Source organism: Streptomyces sp. NPDC059897 (assembly GCF_042730865.1).
Lineage (GTDB): Bacteria > Actinomycetota > Actinomycetes > Streptomycetales > Streptomycetaceae > Streptomyces.
Genome location: NZ_JBHWKQ010000052.1, coordinates 30,522 through 51,349 on the forward strand (window position 1 = coordinate 30,522; position 20,828 = coordinate 51,349).

A 20,828-nucleotide genomic window follows, 5' to 3' on the forward strand; every position below is an offset into this window, starting at 1 on the left:
CCACCCCACCGCGGCCTCACTTCTCCGCGCCTCCCGAAGGCACGAGGCCTCCCGAAGGCACCGGCCTGCGCCGCACCCCGCGGCGCGCCCCCGCACTCCGACCTACTCTGGACCCCATGCCCGAAGGAGACACGGTCGCGCAGGCGGCGAAGCGGCTGGACAGCGCCCTCGCCGGCCAGGTGCTGACCCGCTCCGACCTGCGTGTCCCCCGGTTCGCCACAGCGGACCTCACCGGGCGCACGGTCCTGGACGTCGCCCCGCGCGGCAAGCATCTGCTGACCCGGATCGAGGGCGGCCTCACCCTGCACTCGCACCTGCGGATGGACGGCTCGTGGAAGGTCTACGCGCCGGGCGAGCGCTGGCGCGGCGGCCCGTCCCACCAGATCCGCGCGATCCTGGCGAACGAGACCCGCACCGCGGTCGGCTATCGCCTCCCCGTCCTGGAACTCCTGCGCACCACCGACGAATCCAAGGCCGTCGGCCACCTGGGCCCGGACCTCCTCGGCCCGGACTGGGACCCGGACCGCGCACTGCGCAACCTCCTCGGCGACCCCGCCCGTCCGCTCGGCGAGGCCCTCCTCGACCAGCGCAACCTCGCGGGCATCGGAAACATCTACAAGTCCGAGCTCTGCTTCCTGCTGCGCGTCACCCCGTGGCTCCCGATCGGCGAGCTGCCCGCCGAGACCGCCGACCGCCTCCCGCTCCTCGCCAAGAAGCTGCTCGAGGCCAACCGCGACCGCCCGGCCCGCGTCACCACAGGCCGCCCCCGCCCCGACGAACGCCTCTACGTCTACGGCCGCTCCCACCGCCCCTGCCTGCGCTGCCGCACCCCCATCCGGACGGCCGACCAGGGCGACGGCTCCCGCGAACGCCCCACGTACTGGTGCCCGCACTGCCAACAGGGCCCGGCCCCCACGCCATAACCGAACCCACCCCCACGCCGCCACCAGCCACCAGCCACCAGCCACCGGCACCAGCACCAGACACCAAACACAACCCCCGCACGACAATTGACGCTCCGTCAGAAAATCTCGTACGGTCCCACCATGCCCGTCACCGCGTACGACCTCACCGGACGCACCGCCTTCGTCACCGGCGCGGCGAGCGGCATCGGCCGCGCGTCGGCGACGCTCCTCGCGCAGGCGGGAGCCACCGTCCACTGCGCCGACCGCGACGCGCGGGGCCTGCACGAGACGGCGGCCCTCATCAAGGAGAGCGGCGGCACGGCCCACACCCACACCGTCGACGTGTCCGACCGCACGCAGGTCGCGGAGGCCGTCGCGACGGCGACGACCACCTCCGGCGGCCTCGACATCATGGCCGCCATCGCCGGAGTCATGCACAACAGCACGGTCCTGGAGACCCGCGAAGAGGACCTGGACCGGGTCCTCGCCATCAACTTCAAGGGCGTGCTGTACGCGTGCCAGGAGGCGGCCCGCACCATGATCGCGGCCGGCACTCGCGGCAGCATCGTCACCATGGCCTCCGGCGCGGTCGACACCGGCGGCCCCGGGCTGCTCTGCTACGGCGCGGCGAAGGCCGCCGTCGTCCAGCTCACGAAGACGCTCGCCACGGAGGTCGGCTCGCACGGCATCCGTGTCAACGCGGTGGCGCCGGGCTGGATCCGTACGCCGATGACGACCCGCCACGACGAGAGCGCGCAGGCCCACACCGAGGCTCTGATGGTGCGCATGTCACCGCTCGGCCGGGTCGGCGAGGCGGAGGACATCGCGCACGCGGTGCTGCACCTCGCCTCGGACGCCGCGTCATTTACGACGGGCCAGATCCTCCGCCCGAACGGAGGCGTCGCCATGCCCTGGTGACCTCGCGCCGCACCCCGCCCGCGACCTCACGCCCGGCGCGCACGGCCCGCGTCCGCACGCGCCGCGCGCCGTGCCGTCCGGGCGCCCCCGCCACGCCGGCCGCGCGGGACTTCGGCAGCGCGTGCACGGGCAGCAGGCTCAGCCCCCAGCCCCCGGCGACGAGCGCCCCTTCGAACGCCCCGGCGCCCGGCGCGAAGGTGAGCCGCAGGACGCCCCACCACCACAGCACCCCGCACACGACAGCCGGCGCCCACCGGAGCGCCCGCCACCCAGCCCATGCCACCGACCGCTCACCTCCGCCCGCCGACCTCCGGGACCACGACCACATCGACCACATCAACCACAGTCAATCTGCCCCGGGGCGCCGGGACGGACCCTCGAGCGGCCCTCAGCCCCGGCCTCCTACCCCGACCCTCAGCCCCGGTTCTCCGCCTGGAACATCCAGTGATGCTTCTCCAGGTCGGCCGTGATCCCGATGAAGATGTCCTGGCTGACAGGATCCGCCTCGCCTGTCGCGTCCACCCGTGCGCGCATCCGCGCGATCACCGCGCCGAGCGCGTCCACGAGCGTCCCCACCGCGTCCGTGTCCTTCACCCAGCCGTCGGGGGCCACTCCGACGCCACTGGTGTCCGCCACCGTCTTCGCACGGCCGTCCGGCGGCACACCCAGCGTCGAGGCCCGCTCGGCCACCGTGTCGGAGTGCTGCCGGGCGGTGTCCACGACCTCGTCGAGCTGAAGGTGCACCGACCGGAACCGCGGACCGACCACGTTCCAGTGCACCTGCTTCGCCACGAGGGACAGGTCCACCAGGTCGACGAGGGCACCCTGCAGCGCCTCGCCCACGGTTTTCAGGTCGGCATCGGGCAGCGGACTCTTCACGACGTACATACGTCACCTCCGTATCGAAATCACCCTCAACAATGGCACAGGTGACCTATTACGGACACATCGAGCACGTCCCTCACCGCCCCCCACCGCCCCACACCCCCACCGACAAACCGACACACCCCGAAGCGCACAGCAGAAAGCCCCGACCGATCCCTCTCGGCCGGGGCTTTCCCCAGATTCAAGCCGGCTCAGAGCACTGAGCGCAGGCGCTACGTCGCTACGACACGTCGCTACGCCGCTACGACGTCCACAGCCTCCGCAGGTGCCTTGATCGTCACGCGTTCCGGCGGGACGCCGGCCACGGAGACGGAATTGAGCATCGGACGAACCGGTGCGGGCACCGGCTCCGACGGGACCGCTGCTGCCGACTCGGCCAGCTCGGCGAGGGCGAGCTCATCGCTCACCTCGCGCATCAGCTCGGACATCCGTACGTCAAGCGCGTCGCAGATCGCGGAGAGCAGCTCGGAGGAAGCCTCCTTCTGCCCCCGCTCCACCTCGGAGAGATAGCCGAGCGAAACTCGGGCGGACGAGGAGACTTCGCGCAGAGTACGGCCCTGGCGCTGGCGCTGCCGACGCAGCACGTCACCCAGCAGGCGACGGAGCAGAATCATCGGTGGCTCCCTCCTCGGACCGCGTAGCCGCATCCTTCACGCCCCACCGTACCGCCTCGTGCCGCGGCCGTGCGGGGAGCGATGTCGTGTTCACTCAGGGCTGCAAACATCAAAACCCCCCGTTCTGTTCCGTACCCTGTGCCCGCGCTTTCCCAGTACGTTCGCCGGAATGTACTCCGACCAGCTCTTCGACGAGCAGTCCGAGCACGCTCCGTACACTCTCCATACGGATTTCCGTCCGATCGCCGTTCAATCGCAGAGCGGCCACTTTGTGGCTACCAGCGAAATCGGCCGCACCCTGGGAATGATCAGTTCCGGGCCCCGCCACCGCCACATAGACGGTGCCGACCGGCTGCCCGTCCTGCGGCTCGGGCCCCGCCACACCGGTCGTGGCGACGCCCCAGTCCGCGCCCAGCGCGTCCCGCACGCCCGCCGCCATGGCCAGCGCGACCTCGGGGTGCACCGGCCCGTGCCCGGCAAGCAGATCCGCGTCGACGCCGAGCACCCGGTGCTTGAGCTCCGTCGCATACGCCGTGACCGATCCGCGGAAGGCCTTCGAGGCCCCCGGCACCGCCACGAGCTCCGCGGCCACCAGGCCCCCGGTGAGCGACTCCGCGACGGCGAGGGTCTCCCCCCGCTCCGTCAACAGGCGCAGCGCCTCGACCGCCTCGTACGTCACTTCTCGGCAGCCTCCGCGGACGCCTGCGCGGCAGCCCTGGACTCGGCGAGGCCCGCGCGCCGCAGCACGACGGCCTGCCGCACGTAGTCAAGGCCGGTCACCACCGTGAGCGCCACGGCGGCCGCCATCACCCACCAGCGCAGCGTCGCGAGCGGCCCGGTCAGCGCCAGGATGTACATGCCGACGGCCGTGCCCTGCGTCAGCGTCTTTATCTTGCCGCCGCGGCTGGCCGGAATGACCCCGTACCGAATGACGATGAATCGCAGCAGCGTGATCCCGAGCTCGCGCCCGAGAATGACGCCGGTCACCCACCACGGAAGATCACCGAGCGAGGAGAGACAGATCAGCGCGGCGCCCATGATCGCTTTGTCGGCGATCGGGTCGGCGATCTTTCCGAAATCGGTGACCAAGTTGTACGAACGCGCCAGATGACCGTCAAAAACGTCCGTGATCATGGCAACGGCGAAAGCCGCCCACGCCCAGGCCCGCCAGGCGGGGTCGTACCCGCCGTCGACCAGCATGAGCGCCACGAATCCCGGCACCAGAAGGAGCCGGATCATGGTGAGGATGTTCGCGATGTTCCACAGGCTCGCCTGGTTGACGGCCGCAGTGCCCAGCTTGCTCCCGGACGACGGCCTGCCGGTCCCGCCCGTAGCGGACGCCGGGACTCCGGTCATCTGTCCGCCTCCTCAGCGATCTCCAGCGGCTCGGCCACGAGGTCGACACCTTCGGTACCGACCACCTTTGCCTCGACCATACGGCCGATTGTCAGACCGGCGCCGCTCGTGAGGCGCACCTGCCCGTCGGTCTCGGGTGCCTGGTGGGCACCGCGGCCGAGGACACCGTCCTCCTCGTCGACGGACTCGACGAGCACCTGCACGGTCTCGCCCACGCGCTCCTCGGCGCGCTGGGACACCAGCTGCTCGGCGAGCCGGGACAGCCGCGCGAGGCGCTGCGCGACGACGTCCTCGTCGAGCTTGTCCTCGTACGTGGCCGCTTCCGTGCCCTCCTCGTCGGAGTAGCCGAAGACACCGATGGCGTCCAGGCGCGCGCCGTTCAGGAAGCGCTCCAGCTCCGCGTAGTCGGCCTCGGTCTCGCCGGGGAAGCCCACGATGAAGTTCGACCGGACACCTGCCTGCGGCGCCTTGGTCCGAATGGTGTCGAGCAGCTCCAGGAAGCGGTCGGTGTCACCGAAGCGCCGCATCGCGCGCAGCACGCCGGGCGCCGAGTGCTGGAAGGAGAGGTCGAAGTACGGGGCGATCTTCTCGGTCCCCGTCAGCACGTCGATCAGGCCGGGACGCATCTCGGCGGGCTGCAGGTAGCTGACCCGCACCCGCTCGATCCCGTCGACGTCCGCCAGCTCGGGCAGGAGCGACTCCAGGAGCCGGATGTCGCCCAGGTCCTTGCCGTACGACGTGTTGTTCTCGGAGACCAGCATGATCTCCTTGACGCCCTGCTCGGCGAGCCAGCGCGTCTCGTTCAGTACGTCGCTGGGGCGGCGCGAGATGAACGAACCGCGGAACGACGGGATCGCGCAGAACGAGCACCGCCGGTCGCAGCCGGACGCCAGCTTCACGGACGCCACAGGGGTGCCCCCGAGCCGGCGCCGCAGCGGGGCACGCGGCCCGGACGCGGGCGCGAGGCCCTCGGGCAGGTCGACAGGGGGCTCCACCGGGGCGTGTCCCGGCAGCGCGATGCCGGAGCCCGCCTCCTGGCGCTCGGCCGGGCTGATCGGCAGCAGCTTGCGGCGGTCACGCGGGGCGTGCGCCTCGACGCTGCCCCCGGCCAGGATCGTCTGGAGGCGGCCGGAGATGTCCTCGTAGTCGTCGAAACCGAGCACGCCGTCGGCCTCGGGCAGCGCCTCGGCGAGGTCCTTGCCGTAGCGCTCGGCCATGCAGCCGACCGCTACCACCGCCTGCGTTCTGCCATGACCCTTGAGGTCATTGGCTTCGAGGAGGGCGTCGACGGAGTCCTTCTTCGCGGCCTCCACGAAGCCACAGGTGTTCACGACGGCGACATCGGCTGCGTCGGCGTCCTCGACGAGCTCCCAGCCGTCCGCCTCCAAGCGGCCTGCGAGCTCCTCCGAGTCCACCTCGTTACGGGCGCAGCCAAGGGTGACAAGTGCGACGGTACGGCGTTCGGGCATGACATCAAGACTACTTCGTCCCACTGACAGCCCCAGCCGCGAGGGGTTACCGCAAGATCGTCGGCCGCAGCGGGCCTCAGCCGACCTCGGGGTCGCCCTTCGTGTACGACAGCCGCTCGACCTGGCCGGACTGGAACTCGTCCTCGATCTGCTTGCCGTTCACATACAGCTTGATCGCGCCCGCGTCACCGAGGACGAGGTCGATCTTCTGGTTGTCCTGGAAGGTCTTCGTCTGGCCGTCCTGCAGCAGCCCGTCGAACATGATCCGCCCGTTGTGGTCCTTGGCGGAGATCCAGCTGCGCCCGTCCGACGCGTTCACCTTGACGGTGACCTTGTCCGCCGGGGCCGCGGCGATGGCGCTGTCGGTCGGATCGGGCTTCGGGTCGGTGGGCTTCTTGCTGGGGCTCGGCTTCGTGGTCGTGGGCTTGCTGGTCGCCGGGGTGGACCCCTCGGCGGCCTGCTGCTGGCTGCTGTCGCTGTCGCCGCCGCTGAAGGCGGTGTAGCCGACGAAGGCGACGACCGCGACGATCGCGGCGACCATGGCGGCCGTCCAGTTGGGCCTGCGCGGCTCGGAGCGGATCCGCTCGGTCTCGAACAGCGGCGTGGCCGGCGTCGGCGCGGGGCGTCCGCCGTGTTCGTCGCCGTACTGCTCGAGCAGCGGCTCGGCGTCGAGACCCACGGCACGCGCGAGCGTACGAATGTGGCCCCGTGCGTACACGTCACCGCCGCAGCGCGAGAAATCGTCCTGCTCGATGGCCTGCACGATGGGGATGCGCACCCGGGTCGACTGGCTGACCTCGTCGACGGACAGACCCGCGTCGACGCGTGCCTGCTGGAGGGCACGACCGATCGACGGCCGGTCGTCGTCCGCGGGCTGGATGCGGTCTTCCGAAGGGCGGTCGTCTTCAGGGGAGTTGCCGATGGACACGGGGGCGCCTTTCGAGCGTGTAGCCACCTGCTGGAGGTTCAGTGTAGGGGGGGTGTGAATGGGTGAGGCAACCGGGCGGTCGGACTTTGTACGCCATCGGAATGGCCTGCCATCCCGCCGGCGACGTACACGGCTGTCTCCCCCTCAACTTGACGTAGCCGATGAGGAAACGGTTGCTCCGATGCCCGTACGGGTGACGTCGTTCGAGGGGATCACCTTACGGTTGAGCCTCCCCGCGGATCACCGCGAGCACTCCCTCCAGTTCATCGGCTTTCACAAGAACGTCGCGAGCCTTCGAACCTTCACTGGGTCCGACGATGTTCCTCGACTCCATCAAATCCATGAGGCGTCCGGCCTTGGCGAAGCCCACGCGCAGCTTGCGCTGCAGCATGGAGGTCGAGCCGAACTGTGTGGAGACGACCAGTTCCGTGGCCGAGCACAGCAGGTCCAGGTCGTCGCCGATGTCCTCGTCGATCTCCTTCTTCTGCTTGGTGCCGACCGTGACGTCGTCCCTGAAGACGGGCGCCATCTGGTCCTTGCAGTGCTGCACGATCGCGTGGATCTCGTCTTCTATGACGAAAGCGCCCTGCATACGGGTCGGCTTGTTCGCCCCCATGGGGAGGAACAGGCCGTCGCCCTTGCCGATGAGCTTCTCGGCGCCCGGCTGGTCGAGGATGACGCGGCTGTCGGCGAGCGAGGAGGTGGCGAAGGCGAGCCGTGAGGGCACGTTCGCCTTGATGAGGCCGGTGACGACGTCGACCGACGGGCGCTGCGTGGCGAGCACCAGGTGGATACCGGCCGCGCGCGCGAGCTGCGTGATCCGGACGATGGAGTCCTCGACGTCCCTCGGCGCGACCATCATCAGGTCCGCGAGCTCATCGACGATCACCAGCAGATACGGGTACGCCTTCAGCTCCCGCTCGCTGCCCTCGGGCGTGGTGAGCTTGCCGTCCTTGACGGCCTGGTTGAAGTCGTCGATGTGCCGGTAGCCGAAGGCCGCGAGGTCGTCGTAGCGCAGATCCATCTCCCGCACGACCCACTGCAGTGCCTCGGCGGCCTTCTTGGGGTTGGTGATGATCGGCGTGATCAGGTGCGGGATCCCCTCGTACGCGGTGAGCTCCACGCGCTTGGGGTCGACGAGGACCATCCGGACGTCCTCGGGGGTCGCCCGCATCATGATCGAGGTGATCAGGCAGTTGATGCACGAGGACTTGCCGGAACCGGTGGCACCGGCCACCAGGATGTGCGGCATCTTCGCCATGTTGGCCATGACGTAGCCGCCCTCGACGTCCTTGCCGAGCGCGACCAGCATCGGGTGCTCGTCCTCCGCCGCGTCCGCCAGGCGCAGCACGTCGCCCACGTTGACCATCTCGCGGTCGGTGTTCGGGATCTCGATGCCGACCGCGGACTTGCCGGGGATCGGCGAGATGATCCGGACGTCCGGGGACGCGACGGCGTAGGCGATGTTCTTCGCCAGGGCCGTGATCTTCTCGACCTTCACCGCGGGGCCGAGCTCGATCTCGTACCGCGTGACCGTGGGGCCGCGCGTGAAGCCCGTGACGCCCGCGTCGACCTTGAACTCGGTGAAGACGGTCTGCAGCGACTCGACGACGGCGTCGTTGGCGGCGCTGCGCGATTTGCCGGGGCCACCGCGGGTGAGCAGATCGAGGGAGGGCAGCGCGTACGTGATGTCGCCGGCCAGCTGGAGCTGCTCGGCGCGCGGCGGCAGGTCCCCTCGCGACTCGGGCGCCGACTTGGTGAGGTCCGGCACGCCGAGCGACGTGGGCGTCGGCTCAGGCTCCTTCTTGACGCCCGCCGGGGTCTTCTTGGCCCTGGCCCCCGGAACGGGTGCCGAACGGTCCCCTGTGGACGCCTCACCGCTGTTCTCGCCGGTGCCCTCGCCCGAGACGCCCTGCGTGAGGTCCGCGACGAGCGGCGACGGAGGCATGCCGTGCAGCACGGCCCCGTCGAGCGCGGCGGCCGCCGCCGCGGCCACGTCGACCGCGTCCATCGGCCGCTCCATCGCGGGCTGCACCGACCGCCGGGACTTGCGCCGCTTGGCGAACGCCTCCTCCTCGGCCCGGTCCGGGTCGTACGACTCCGGGGCCGCGGCACGCTTGCGCGAGCGCACGGGGGTGGCCTCGCGCCATTCGTCGTCGTACTCGTCCGGGGCCGCGTCGGCGAAGGACGCCTCCTCGTGCACCACGCCGAGCTTCACGCCCAGCTGGTGCAGGCGCTGCGGGATGGCGTTGACGGGCGTCGCGGTCACCACGAGCAGTCCGAAGACGGTCAGCAGGACCAGCAGCGGGACCGCGAGCACCTGGGTCACGGTGAAGCTCAGCGGCGTCGCGGCGGCCCAGCCGATGAGCCCGCCCGCGTCCCTTATGGCGCGCATGCCGTCCCCGCGCGCGGGTGAGCCGCACGCGATGTGGACCTGCCCGAGCACGCCGATGACGAGCGCGGAGAGGCCGATCACGATCCGCCCGTTGGCCTCGGGCTTCTCGGGGTGCCGGATGAAGCGCACGGCGATGGCCCCGAGCAGGATCGGCACCAGCAGGTCGAGGCGGCCGAACGCGCCGGTCACCAGCATGTCGACGAGGTCGCCGACCGGGCCCTGCAGGTTGGACCAGGTACCGGCCGCGCAGATCAGCCCGATCCCGAGCAGCAGCAGCGCGAGCCCGTCCTTGCGGTGCGCCGGGTCGAGCCCCTTCGCCCCACGCCCTATGCCGCGGAACATCGCCCCCACACTGTGCGCGAGGCCGAGCCAGAGGGCCCGGACGAGCTTGTAGAGGCCCCCGGTCGGATTGGGCGCCTGCTTGGGTGCGGGCTTCTTCGCCGGGGCCTTCTTGGCGGGTGCCTTCTTCGCCGCGGTCTTCTTCGCGGGGGCCTTTTTGGCAGCGGCCTTCTTCGCCGGAGCCTTGGTCGGCGCCGCCGTCTTCTTCGCGGGCGTCTTCTTGGCTGCGGGACGTGAGGCCATGGGTCTGAGGTTACCGGGGGAGCCGACCTTGGACACGTGTGCCTACCGCTTCACCCGATCGTGTCGCGAACTGACGGGGTGAAAACTGACGTGCGCTCAAAGCCCGAGCGGCCGCCCACGATTCCGGGGGCGGTCGTCTCAGTTCTGGGAGGGCAACGAGGGAGCTCCGCTCCCCGTCCCGGGCTCCAGGGCGTCGAGTGCCCTGCGCAGCCCCGTGAGTTTGCGCTCCAGGTGGGCGGCCGTGGCCACCGCCGCCGCGTCCGCGGACTCGTCGTCCAGCTGCTTCGACAGCGCCTCGGCCTGCTCCTCGACCGCGGCGAGCCGCGCCGACAGCTCGGCGAGCAGCCCCGCGGGCTCCTTGGCGTCCCCGACGGCCTTGCCGCCGCCCTCCAGCTGGAGCCGCAGCAGCGCCGCCTGCTCCCGGAGCTGGCAGTTCTTCATGTACAGCTCGACGAACACCGAGACCTTGGCGCGCAGCACCCAGGGGTCGAACGGCTTGGAGATGTAATCGACCGCCCCCGCCGCGTAGCCACGGAACGTGTGATGCGGTCCGTGGTTGATCGCGGTGAGGAAGATGATCGGGATGTCCCGTGTCCGCTCGCGACGCTTGATGTGCGCCGCGGTTTCGAAACCGTCCATTCCCGGCATCTGAACGTCCAGCAGAATGACCGCGAAATCGTCCGTGAGCAGCGCCTTCAGCGCTTCCTCCCCGGACGATGCCCGTACCAGTGTCTGATCGAGCGCGGAGAGGATGGCCTCCAGCGCCAGCAGATTCTCCGGCCGGTCATCGACCAGGAGGATCTTGGCCTTCTGCACCATGGCCCGCCCTCCTCGCCCCGGCATGGGGCCGCCCCTGTCCGCAGGACTCGGGGAGGCTCCTTTCGCCACCCCAGGGGACGACTCCCTTGCGTCGTCCGTCCTTGTGCCGGTCATGGTAGCCGCACCCCGCCTGTCGCCACACCCTGTCACCGCGATGTCACCGTGCACGTAGCAGAAACGCGGTGGGAGACCAGAAGGTTCCCCGAATCCCGCGCCTCTACACGGCTTCGACCACACTCAGTCAGCAACTCATCCTGAACATTCCGGTTTCCGGTCACTCACCATGCATCCACCGCTCCATCACAGAGAGCAGGTGGTCCGGATCGACCGGCTTCGTAACGTAGTCGGAAGCGCCCGACTCGATGGCCTTCTCCCGGTCGCCCTTCATCGCCTTCGCGGTGAGCGCGATGATCGGCAGCCCGGCGAACTGCGGCATCCTGCGGATCGCCGTCGTCGTCGCGTAGCCGTCCATCTCCGGCATCATGATGTCCATCAGCACGACTGTCACATCGTCGTGCTGTTCGAGCACCTCGATGCCCTCGCGCCCGTTCTCCGCGTACAGGACCGAGAGACCCTGCTGCTCCAGGACGCTGGTGAGCGCGAAGACGTTGCGGATGTCGTCGTCGACGATGAGCACCTTCTCGCCACCGAAGAGCAGCCCGTGCCGGGGCGTGGGCGTGCTCTTCTCGGACGCGCCCGTCGCGCCCGCCATGCCGCCGTCCCAGTGCTCCTCCGCGCGCTCCTGAGCGGGCAGTGGCTGGCTCTGCGGCGGGCTCTGCGAGACCTGCGGCGCCATCCGCTCGGGCGGCGTCGGAGTCGACCTGCGGCGGCGCCGGAACAGCGCCGCCGGCCCGTTCTGGGTGTCCTGGTAGGACCGCACCTCGGCCGGGGTCTCGACCTCCGCGGGCTCGGGCTCGGGCGCCGCGTCGAGGGCGAGCCGCTCCCCCGGTTCGATGGTCGGCGCGAGCTGCGCGTACCCCTGGGGCGGCAGTTCGCTCGGGTGCATCGGCAGGTACAGCGTGAAGGTCGAGCCGCGTCCGGGCTCGCTCTGCGCGTGGATCTCGCCGCCCAGGAGGCGGGCGATCTCGCGGCTGATGGACAGGCCGAGGCCCGTACCTCCGTACTTGCGGCTCGTCGTCCCGTCGGCCTGCTTGAACGCCTCGAAGATGACGCGCATCTTGCTGGCCGCGATGCCGATGCCGGTGTCGGTGACCGAGAAGGCGATCACATCGCCGTCCACCTCCGTCAACGAGCCCGCTTCCAGCAGCTGTTCGCGGATCGCGTTCGGTACGTCGGCGCCCGCCGGCCTGATGACGAGTTCGACGGCACCGGAGTCGGTGAACTTCACCGCGTTGGAGAGCAGGTTGCGCAGCACCTGAAGGAGCCGCTGCTCGTCGGTGTGCAACGTAGTGGGCAGTTCCGGCGACACCCTTACGGAGAAGTCGAGTTGCTTCTCCGCGGTCAGCGGCCGGAACGTGGCCTCTACGTAGTCGACAAGTTGCACCAGGGCGATGCGCGTCGGCGAGACGTCCATCTTGCCCGCCTCGACCTTCGACAGGTCGAGGATGTCGTTGATGAGCTGGAGCAGGTCGGAGCCCGCTCCGTGGATCGTCTCGGCGAACTCGACCTGCTTCGGGGTGAGGTTCGCGTCGGCGTTGTCGGCCAGCAACTTGGCAAGGATGAGCAGCGAGTTGAGCGGCGTGCGCAGCTCGTGCGACATGTTGGCGAGGAACTCGCTCTTGTAGCGCATCGAGACGGCGAGCTGCTCGGCGCGCTCCTCCAGGACCTGCCGCGCGTCCTCGATCTCGGTGTTCTTCACCTCGATGTCCCGGTTCTGCTGGGCGAGCAGTTCGGCCTTCTCCTCCAGCTCGGCGTTGGACGCCTGGAGGGCCTTCTGCCGGTTCTCCAGCTCGGCGGAACGCTCACGGAGCTGCTCCGTCAACTCCTGCGACTGCCGCAGCAGGACCTCCGTCTTCGTATTGACGGAGATCGTGTTGACGCTCGTCGCGATCATCTCCGCGATCTGGTTCAGGAAGTCCTTCTGGATCTGCGTGAACGGCGTGAACGACGCCAGCTCGATCACACCGAGCACGGTGTCCTCGAACAGCACGGGGATCACGATGACCTGCGCCGGGGGCGCCTCACCGAGCCCCGAGGCGATCTTCAGGTAGCCGCTGGGCGCGTTGTCCACGAGGATCGTGCGCCGCTCCTGTGCGGCCGTCCCGATGAGCGTCTCGCCGGGCCGGAACGCGGTGGGCATGGAGCCCATGGAGTAGCCGTAGCTCCCGCACATGCGCAGCTCGTACGCGTCCTCGTCCGCCACCGTCGCGTCGGCGCTGTCGTCCAGCGGCAGGGCCAGGAAGAACGCGCCGTGCTGCGCCGACACGACCGGCGTCAGCTCGCTCATGATGAGCCCCGCCACGTCGTCGAGGTCGCGGCGGCCCTGCATCAGGCCCGAGATGCGGGCCAGGTTGCCCTTGAGCCAGTCCTGCTCCTCGTTGGCGATCGTGGTGTCGCGCAGGTTCGAGATCATCTTGTTGATGTTGTCCTGGAGGACCTGGATCTCGCCCGCGGCGTCGACGTCGATCTTGAGGTTGAGGTCGCCGCGGGTCACCGCGGTGGCGACGGCCGCGATGGCACGCACCTGACGGGTCAGGTTTCCGGCCATCTCGTTCACGGACTCGGTCAGGTCGCGCCACGTGCCGTCCACGTCGCGCACCCGCGCCTGGCCGCCCAGCTGCCCCTCGGTGCCCACCTCACGGGCCACCCGGGTCACCTGCTCCGCGAACGACGACAGCTGGTCGACCATCGTGTTGATCGTCGTCTTCAGCTCGAGGATCTCACCGCGCGCGTCGATGTCGATCTTCTTGGTCAGGTCGCCCTTGGCGATGGCCGTCGTGACCATCGCGATGTTGCGCACCTGTCCGGTCAGGTTCGAGGCCATGCCGTTCACGGATTCGGTCAGGTCCTTCCACGTACCGGACACTCCGGGTACGCGGGCCTGGCCGCCGAGGATGCCGTCCGTGCCCACCTCGCGGGCCACCTTGGTGACCTGGTCGGCGAACGAACTCAGGGTCCGCACCATCGTGTTGAACGTGTCGGCGAGCTGCGCGACCTCGCCGCGCGCCTCGATGGTGACCTGACGGGTCAGGTCACCGTTGGCCACCGCGTTGGCGACCTGGGAGATGTTGCGCACCTGCATGGTCAGGTTGTTGGCCATGAGGTTCACGTTGTCGCTCAGGTCCTTCCAGATGCCCGTGACACCCGGAACCCTTGCCTGGCCGCCCAGTTGCCCCTCGGTGCCCACCTCACGGGCCACCCGCGTCACCTGCTCGGCGAACGAGGACAGCTGGTCCACCATCGTGTTCACCGTGGTGACGAGTTCGAGGATCTCGCCCTTGGCGTCGACGGTGATCTTCTTGGAGAGGTCGCCGCGCGCCACAGCCGTGGTCACTTCGGCGATGTTCCGCACCTGAAGCGTCAGGTTGTTGGCCATGCCGTTCACGGACTGCGTCAGGTCCTTCCACGTACCCGACACACCCTGCACCTCGGCCTGGCCGCCGAGGATGCCGTCCGTACCCACCTCGCGGGACACCCGGGTCACCTGCTCGGCGAAGGCGGAGAGCTGGTCCACCATCGTGTTGAGGGTGTTCTTCAGCTCCAGGATCTCGCCGCGGGCATCCACGTCGATCTTCTGCGACAGGTCACCCCGCGCCACCGCCGTGGCCACCTGGGCGATGTTGCGCACCTGAGCCGTGAGGTTGCCGGCCATGCCGTTCACGGAATCCGTCAGATCCCGCCACACGCCTGCGACGCCGGGCACCTGCGCCTGGCCTCCCAGACGGCCCTCGGTGCCCACCTCACGGGCCACGCGGGTCACCTGGTCCGCGAAGGCGGAGAGCTGGTCGACCATCGTGTTGATGGTGTTCTTCAGCTCCAGGATCTCGCCGCGGGCATCCACGTCGATCTTCTGCGACAGGTCACCCCGCGCGACCGCCGTCGTGACCTGAGCGATCTGCCGCACCTGTGAAGTCAGGTTTCCGGCCATGAAGTTGACGGAGTCGGTCAACTCCTTCCACGTGCCGCTCACGCCGTCCACGCGGGCCTGACCGCCGAGGCGGCCCTCCGTGCCCACGTCACGCGCCATGCGGGTCACCTGGTCGGCGAAGCTCGACAGCTGGTCCACCATCGTGTTCACGGTGTTCTTCAGCTGGAGCATCTCGCCGGAGACGTCGACGGTGACCTTCTGCGACAGATCACCGTTCGCCACCGCCGTCGTCACCTGGGCGATGTTGCGCACCTGCCCGGTGAGGTTGCGGAACGCGGTGTTGACGGAGTCGGTCAGGTCCTTCCACGTACCGGCCGCGCCGGGCACGAGCGCCTGACCACCGAGCTCACCCTCGACACCGATCTCCCGGGCCACCCGCGTGACCTCGGAACCGAAGGCGGACAGCTGGTCCACCATCGTGTTCACGGTGTTCTTCAGCTCGAGCATCTCGCCCGCGACGTCGACGGTGACCTTCTGCGACAGATCACCGTTCGCCACCGCCGTCGTGACGGTCGCGATGTCCCGAACCTGAGTTGTGAGGTTCCGGAAAACCGTGTTCACCGAATCGGTGAGGTCCTTCCACGTGCCGGCGGCTCCCGGCACATTGGCCTGGCCGCCGAGCTGCCCCTCGGCGCCGACCTCGTTCGCCACCCGCGTGACCTCGTCCGCGAAGGTACGCAGGGTCTCCGTCATCTGGTTGATGGTCTCGGCCAACTGGGCGACCTCGCCGCGCGCCGACACCGTGACCTTCTGCGACAGATCACCGTTGGCGACCGCCGTCGTGACCTGTGCGATTCCACGCACCTGCGCGGTCAGGTTGCCGGCCATGAGGTTCACCGAATCGGTGAGGTCCTTCCACACCCCGGCCACACCGGGCACCTGGGCCTGGCCGCCGAGCTCACCCTCCGTGCCCACTTCCCGCGCCACACGCGTGACCTCGGACGAGAACGACGACAGCTGGTCCACCATCGTGTTCACGGTGTTCTTCAGCTCGAGCATCTCGCCCGCGACGTGAACCGTGACCTTCCGGGACAAGTCGCCCTTGGCCACCGCGGTGGTGACGAGAGCAATGTCACGTACCTGTGCGGTCAGCCGGTACGCCATTGTGTTGACCGAATCCGTGAGATCCTTCCACGAACCGGACATTCCACGTACGCGTGCCTGTCCACCGAGCTTGCCCTCGGTACCCACCTCGCTGGCCACCCGCGTGACCTCGTCGGTGAACGTGGAGAGCTGATCGACCAGGTTGTTGACGGTCCGGCCGACCTTCAGAAATTCGCCCCGCAGCGGATGCCCGTGCCCCTCAGGCTTCCCTTCCGGCACTTGGGCCCGCAATTCCATACGGGGCGACAGGTCGCCGTCCGCGACCGCCGAGAGCACCCTCCCGACCTCGGAGACGGGCCGTACGAGGTCGTCCACGAGCGCGTTGGACGCATTGATCGCGGTGGCCCAGGAGCCCTCACAGGCGCCCGTCTCGAGCCGCTCGGTGAGCTTGCCCTCGCGCCCGACCATGCGGCGCACCCGTGACATCTCGCCCGTAAGGTGCAGATTTCGGTCGGCCACCTCATTGAAGACAGCCGCGATCTCCGACATCACCCCGTCGCCACTGACGGTCAGGCGCTTGCGGAAATTTCCGTCTCTCATCGCGACCAGACCTGCGAGCAGCCGGTTCAACGCCGCGGTATCCACCGTCGTCGTGCCGCTGCCACCGCGCGTTTTGCGCTGTTTTGTCAGGGACTGTCCGCCTTCTGCGCGCGCCTTCTTGCTTCGCGTCGCTGCGCCAGACTCCACTGTGTCCCTCCCGCAGGGATCGACCTGTACTGCTCGGGTTGCTCGGGTGTTTCTCGGATTCGCTTCTACCGCCGCATCGGCACTTCAATGCGTTCTTCTATGGAAGCTTGCCCAGTGTTTCACCATGGCTGAACCAGGCCATAACAGTTCGGCAGCTTCGCACACCGTCCGCACACCCTCCGGGCGGAAACACAGACGACCGGCATCCGCAGTGACGGCGAAGGTAAGTAACCTTGCATGCGGCTGTCCACCCACCCCGGTCTGCCCGGCCTGGGCGGTGGCGGAAAACGAGCGGGCATCGGAGGGGCGGCCGAGACATGGGTACGGGAGACCTGGGCCTCGACACTCGGACATCGAGTACAACTCGTACAGGGAGTTCTGTGATCACCGCGCGCGCGGCTGCCACTTTCGAGCCGGTCGGACGCTCCGTCGCGACCGCCCGCTCCTTCGTACGCGACACCCTCCAGGGGTGGGGCCATGCGGACATCATCGACGACGCCGTCGTTCTGACCAGCGAACTCGTGACAAATGCCGTGGTTCACGCGGGCACATCCGCGGAGGTTCTGTGCCTGCGAAGTGAGGACCACGTCCGCATCGAGGTCTCCGACCGGTACCCGGAGCGCGAGATTCCGTTGCAGGCGTCCGCCATGAACATGGGCAGCCCGGACCGCGAGGGCGGCCGCGGCCTCCAGCTCTGCGCCGCGCTCGCCGGCCGCTGGGGCGTCGACTATTCGGCCACGCACAAGCGGGTCTGGTTCCAACTCGACCTCCCCGAGCGCTCGGTGGGCACCCGCGCCGCGGGCCCCAACCTCCCCACCGACCTCCTCCCGCTCGCGGACGAGCGGGTCCGCGTGGCCGTCGTCCAGATCGACCGGGTCGGCGCGATCACCGGGTGGAACGAAGACGCGGAGGAGCTCTTCGGATACGCGGCCGAGCAGGTCACCGGCAAACCCCTCACGGACTTCGCGGCCTGGCCGCACACCCCCGGCACCAGCACGGGCATCGTCGACGCCCTCCAACTCTCGCGCTGGGAGGGCAGTTACGGCATCCGCACCGCCAACGGCCGCGTGACGCCCGTGTACGCCTCGCACCTGCGCGTCCGCGACACCGACGGCGACCCGTCGACCGTCTGCCTCCTGGTGCGCGACCACGAGCGTGCGGTCCTCCAGACCCCGCTGCGCCTCCCCTCCCCCGACCCGGCGTCGCACTCCGAGAGCCAGGGCTCCGACCCGTTCGAGGTCTTCATCGGCTCGCCGGCGCCCGACGACCTCGACGGGCTGCTCCAGCGCACCGTCGAGCGCGCCCGCGACATGCTCGACGGCGACTCCGCGTTCCTGCTGCTCGCCACGGACGACGAGACGGAGCTCGAGGTCCGCGCCTCGACCGGTCTGCCCTCCGCGCGGCAGCGCTTCGCGCGCGTGCCCGTCGAGGTCGGCCCCAACCGCTACGGCTCGGCCCGGATGCCCGCCGTGCACGAGGACCTCACCCAAGTCCCGGGCGCGGTCCCGCTCTTGAACGGCACGGGCATGCGCTCGGTCGTCACGGTCCCGCTCAAGGTCGAGGGCCGCCTCACGGGCTCACTGGGCGTCGCGGCGGAGGCCCCGGACCGCTACTCGAACGAAGAGGCGCTGCGCCTGCAGTTCGCCGCCGACCGCATCGCGCTGGCCGTGGAATCGGCCCGCCTGGGAGAGCTGGAAAAGCTCCGCCGCGGTTCGCTCAGCTTCCTTGTCGAGGCCTCCGACCTTCTGGCGGGCACGCTCGACAGGGACCAAACCCTGGCGCTCATGGCCCAGATGACGGTCCCGACCCTCGCCACCTGGTGCGCGGTCTACACGATCGCCGACCAGGCATCGGAGCCGTACCTCTCCTATGTGCTGCACGAGGACGAGGAGCGCATCGACGGCCTCAAGGCGCTCCTTTCGAAGATCGCGCCCCCGGACCCGGTCCCGACCCCGGGCGCCCGCGTCTGGGCCGCCCCGGCGGAAGCCGCCCATCAAGCGGCGCTGCGTACGTCCATGAGGAGCCTGGGCCTCGGCGAACCGGCGAGCGTCAGCTCGGGCATCGGCACGACGCTCCAGACGGCCTCCGCAGTCGGCGGCGAGACCGTCGTCCTCCCCCTGGTCGCCCGCAACCGCGTCATCGGCATGCTGACCCTCGGCAAGCCGACGGACGAACACTTCCGCCAGGAAATCCTGGAGCTGGCCGAGGACTTGAGCCGCAGGGCGGCCCTGGCCCTCGACAACGCGCGCCTGTACTCGGAGCGCATGGCGATCAGCCAGTCCCTCCAGCGCAGCCTCCTGCCTCCGGAGCTCCCCGACGTCCCCGGCGTCGAGGTGGAGGTCATCTACCGCGCGGCCGGCGAGGGCAACGAGGTGGGCGGCGACTTCTACGACCTGTTCCCCATCCGGGACGGCGCGTACGGCTTCGCCATCGGCGACGTCTGCGGCACGGGCCCGGAGGCCGCGGCCGTCACCGGCCTGGCCCGCCACGCCCTGCGCCTGCTCGCCCGCGAGGGCTTCGGCGGCCCGGCGGTCCTGGAGCGCCTGAACGCGGCGATCCTCGACGAGGGCGCCCGCAGCCGCTTCCTCACCCTGCTCTACGGGGAGTTGTGGCCGCAGGAGGACGGCTCGGCGATCGTGAAGATGGTCTGCGCCGGCCACCCGCTCCCCCTCCGCCTCCGCCAGGACGGCACGGTCGAGCCGTACGCGGAGCCCCAGCCGCTGCTCGGCGTCATGGACGACCTGGAGCTGTACGAGCAGACGCTGACGCTCGACCCGGGCGATGTCCTGCTCTGCGTCACGGACGGCATCACGGAGCGCCGCGAGGGCAGCCGCATGCTCGGCGACGACGGCCTGGCGGACGTCCTGTCCACCTGTACGGGCCTCACGGCCGGCGCTGTCGCCGCCCGCATCATGCGCGCCGTGGAGCGCTTCGCCGCGGACGCCCCGTCGGACGACATGGCGATCCTCGCGATGCGCGTCCCGGGCCTGCACCACGACTGACAGGCCCCCCCGGGGGGGGGCGGCAGGGGCGGGGGATACGAAAAAGGCCCCCGCCCGATGGGCGGAGGCCTTCAATTCACGAGCCCCCAAGCGGAATCGAACCGCTGACCTTCTCCTTACCATGGAGACGCTCTACCGACTGAGCTATAGGGGCCTGTCGCTTTCGCGGTTTCCCGCTCGGCAACGACATTAAGCTTACCTGATGTTGAGGCCCCTCCGAACCACCCACCAGGACGGTTCTAGAAGGCCGGCTGCAGCAATCCGCCCAATGCGTTGCAGGCATGCACGACGCGCTGCAACTGCCGCCGCGACATCGCCGCTTCGATCGGCAGCGCGAGCGTCTCGTCGGCGGCCAGCTCGGTTTCGGGAAGCGCCACATCGCACCGGAAACCCGGCAGCCGGTGCACCGGCGTCTTCACCGGCACCCGGCACTCGACGCCCTTCCCCCGCAACACCCGCGCGAAGGCGTCCCGGTCCGGCCGCCCATTACCGGGCACCCGCACGACGTACTGCTGATACGTGTGCCCCTCCTGCCCGACAGGCGTCCGTACGCCGGTGAGCCGCGCACTCAAATAGGCGGCGCGCACACGGCGTTGAGCCACCTCGTCGTACGACTTCTCGGACTCGCCCGGCTCCTCGAGCACGAGCAGGCCGTGCCGCCGGCCCAGCTCCCGCAGCCCGGCGAGATCGGCTCGGTGGCCGAAGCGATGCACGGCGACGACCGCGGCCGTCCGTGTGCTCACGGAGGCGGCCACGTGGGAGGGATCGATGCAGTACGTCTCCGGGTGGATGTCGGCGAAGACCGGCATGGCCCCCGCCAGCACGACGTCCTCGGCCACCTCGGCGTTCCCGAACGCCGGCACGATGACCTCGTCCCCGGTCCCGACGCCTGCGGCTCGCAGCATTTCAACTGTGCCCATGTCAGGGATCGTGCCCACGCGACGTGAACGACAGGTGACGAGCAACAAAAAAGAGCTGATCCCCGAACCAAAAGGTTCGGGGATCAGCTCTTTATCAAAATTAGTTCGGCGGCGTCCTACTCTCCCACAGGGTCCCCCCTGCAGTACCATCGGCGCTGTGAGGCTTAGCTTCCGGGTTCGGAATGTAACCGGGCGT

General features: G+C 69.4%; 14 protein-coding genes, 1 tRNA gene and 1 rRNA gene. 3 read left to right on the top strand and 13 right to left on the bottom strand.

The features are described from left to right. The first annotated feature begins 116 nt into the window (after positions 1-116). Both ACFV9W_RS34925 and ACFV9W_RS34930 read left to right on the top strand, forming a co-directional pair. Positions 117-923, top strand: a complete 807-nt coding sequence (locus ACFV9W_RS34925; RefSeq protein ID WP_385769306.1) for an Fpg/Nei family DNA glycosylase — start codon at positions 117-119, stop codon at positions 921-923. A gap of 123 nt (positions 924-1,046) precedes the next feature. After that, entirely contained in the window at positions 1,047-1,823 is a 777-nt protein-coding gene (locus ACFV9W_RS34930) for an SDR family NAD(P)-dependent oxidoreductase (protein ID WP_385769308.1), read from the top strand. On the opposite strand, the gene ACFV9W_RS34935 is transcribed toward ACFV9W_RS34930, so the two are convergent. From ACFV9W_RS34935 to ACFV9W_RS34980, 10 genes are all read right to left on the bottom strand, one after another. Beyond that, positions 1,771-2,106 (bottom strand): hypothetical protein, encoded by a 336-nt coding sequence (locus ACFV9W_RS34935; protein WP_385769310.1) that lies wholly within the window; start codon positions 2,104-2,106, stop codon positions 1,771-1,773. The two genes, ACFV9W_RS34930 and ACFV9W_RS34935, sit on opposite strands and share 53 nt — an antisense overlap. A gap of 131 nt (positions 2,107-2,237) precedes the next feature. Further along, entirely contained in the window at positions 2,238-2,711 is a 474-nt protein-coding gene (locus ACFV9W_RS34940; protein ID WP_385769312.1) for a Dps family protein, read from the bottom strand. A gap of 230 nt (positions 2,712-2,941) precedes the next feature. Further along, the gene (locus tag ACFV9W_RS34945) at positions 2,942-3,322 is read right to left on the bottom strand and encodes a helix-turn-helix domain-containing protein (protein WP_188336490.1); all 381 of its coding nucleotides are present in this window, start codon (positions 3,320-3,322) and stop codon (positions 2,942-2,944) included. Between the two features lie 109 nt (positions 3,323-3,431). Next, positions 3,432-4,001, bottom strand: a complete 570-nt coding sequence (locus tag ACFV9W_RS34950) for a CinA family protein (RefSeq protein ID WP_385769314.1) — start codon at positions 3,999-4,001, stop codon at positions 3,432-3,434. Next, positions 3,998-4,678 carry a CDP-diacylglycerol--glycerol-3-phosphate 3-phosphatidyltransferase gene (gene pgsA, locus ACFV9W_RS34955; RefSeq protein WP_385769316.1) on the bottom strand — a complete coding sequence of 227 codons (681 nt, stop codon included), beginning with the start codon at positions 4,676-4,678 and terminating at the stop codon, positions 3,998-4,000. The genes ACFV9W_RS34950 and pgsA overlap by 4 nt, the downstream gene beginning before the upstream one ends. Beyond that, a complete protein-coding gene (gene rimO, locus ACFV9W_RS34960) occupies positions 4,675-6,147 on the bottom strand; it encodes a 30S ribosomal protein S12 methylthiotransferase RimO (RefSeq protein WP_385769318.1) in 1,473 nt (490 codons plus the stop codon). The genes pgsA and rimO overlap by 4 nt, the downstream gene beginning before the upstream one ends. Before the next feature lie 76 nt (positions 6,148-6,223). Beyond that, on the bottom strand, positions 6,224-7,075 hold the full coding sequence (locus tag ACFV9W_RS34965; protein ID WP_385769320.1) for a helix-turn-helix domain-containing protein: 852 nt from the start codon (positions 7,073-7,075) through the stop codon (positions 6,224-6,226). Between the two features lie 217 nt (positions 7,076-7,292). Beyond that, a complete protein-coding gene (locus ACFV9W_RS34970) occupies positions 7,293-10,052 on the bottom strand; it encodes a DNA translocase FtsK (protein WP_385769322.1) in 2,760 nt (919 codons plus the stop codon). A gap of 138 nt (positions 10,053-10,190) precedes the next feature. Beyond that, positions 10,191-10,871 carry a two-component system response regulator gene (locus tag ACFV9W_RS34975; protein ID WP_385769324.1) on the bottom strand — a complete coding sequence of 227 codons (681 nt, stop codon included), beginning with the start codon at positions 10,869-10,871 and terminating at the stop codon, positions 10,191-10,193. Between the two features lie 274 nt (positions 10,872-11,145). After that, positions 11,146-16,710 carry a HAMP domain-containing protein gene (locus ACFV9W_RS34980; protein ID WP_385769325.1) on the bottom strand — a complete coding sequence of 1,855 codons (5,565 nt, stop codon included), beginning with the start codon at positions 16,708-16,710 and terminating at the stop codon, positions 11,146-11,148. Between the two features lie 380 nt (positions 16,711-17,090). Between ACFV9W_RS34980 and ACFV9W_RS34985 the strand changes: the two genes are divergently transcribed. After that, positions 17,091-19,712: a SpoIIE family protein phosphatase gene (locus ACFV9W_RS34985; protein WP_385769327.1), complete on the top strand. Its 2,622-nt coding sequence runs from the start codon at positions 17,091-17,093 to the stop codon at positions 19,710-19,712. 81 nt (positions 19,713-19,793) lie between these two features. Here ACFV9W_RS34985 and ACFV9W_RS34990 read toward each other — a convergent pair. The 3 genes from ACFV9W_RS34990 to rrf form a co-directional block, all read right to left on the bottom strand. Beyond that, positions 19,794-19,866: transfer RNA gene (locus ACFV9W_RS34990), tRNA-Thr, on the bottom strand. Between the two features lie 85 nt (positions 19,867-19,951). Next, on the bottom strand, positions 19,952-20,617 hold the full coding sequence (locus tag ACFV9W_RS34995; protein WP_385769331.1) for a DegT/DnrJ/EryC1/StrS family aminotransferase: 666 nt from the start codon (positions 20,615-20,617) through the stop codon (positions 19,952-19,954). A 118-nt stretch (positions 20,618-20,735) separates the two neighbouring features. Continuing rightward, positions 20,736-20,828, bottom strand: a 5S ribosomal RNA gene (gene rrf / locus ACFV9W_RS35000); the annotation flags it as partial.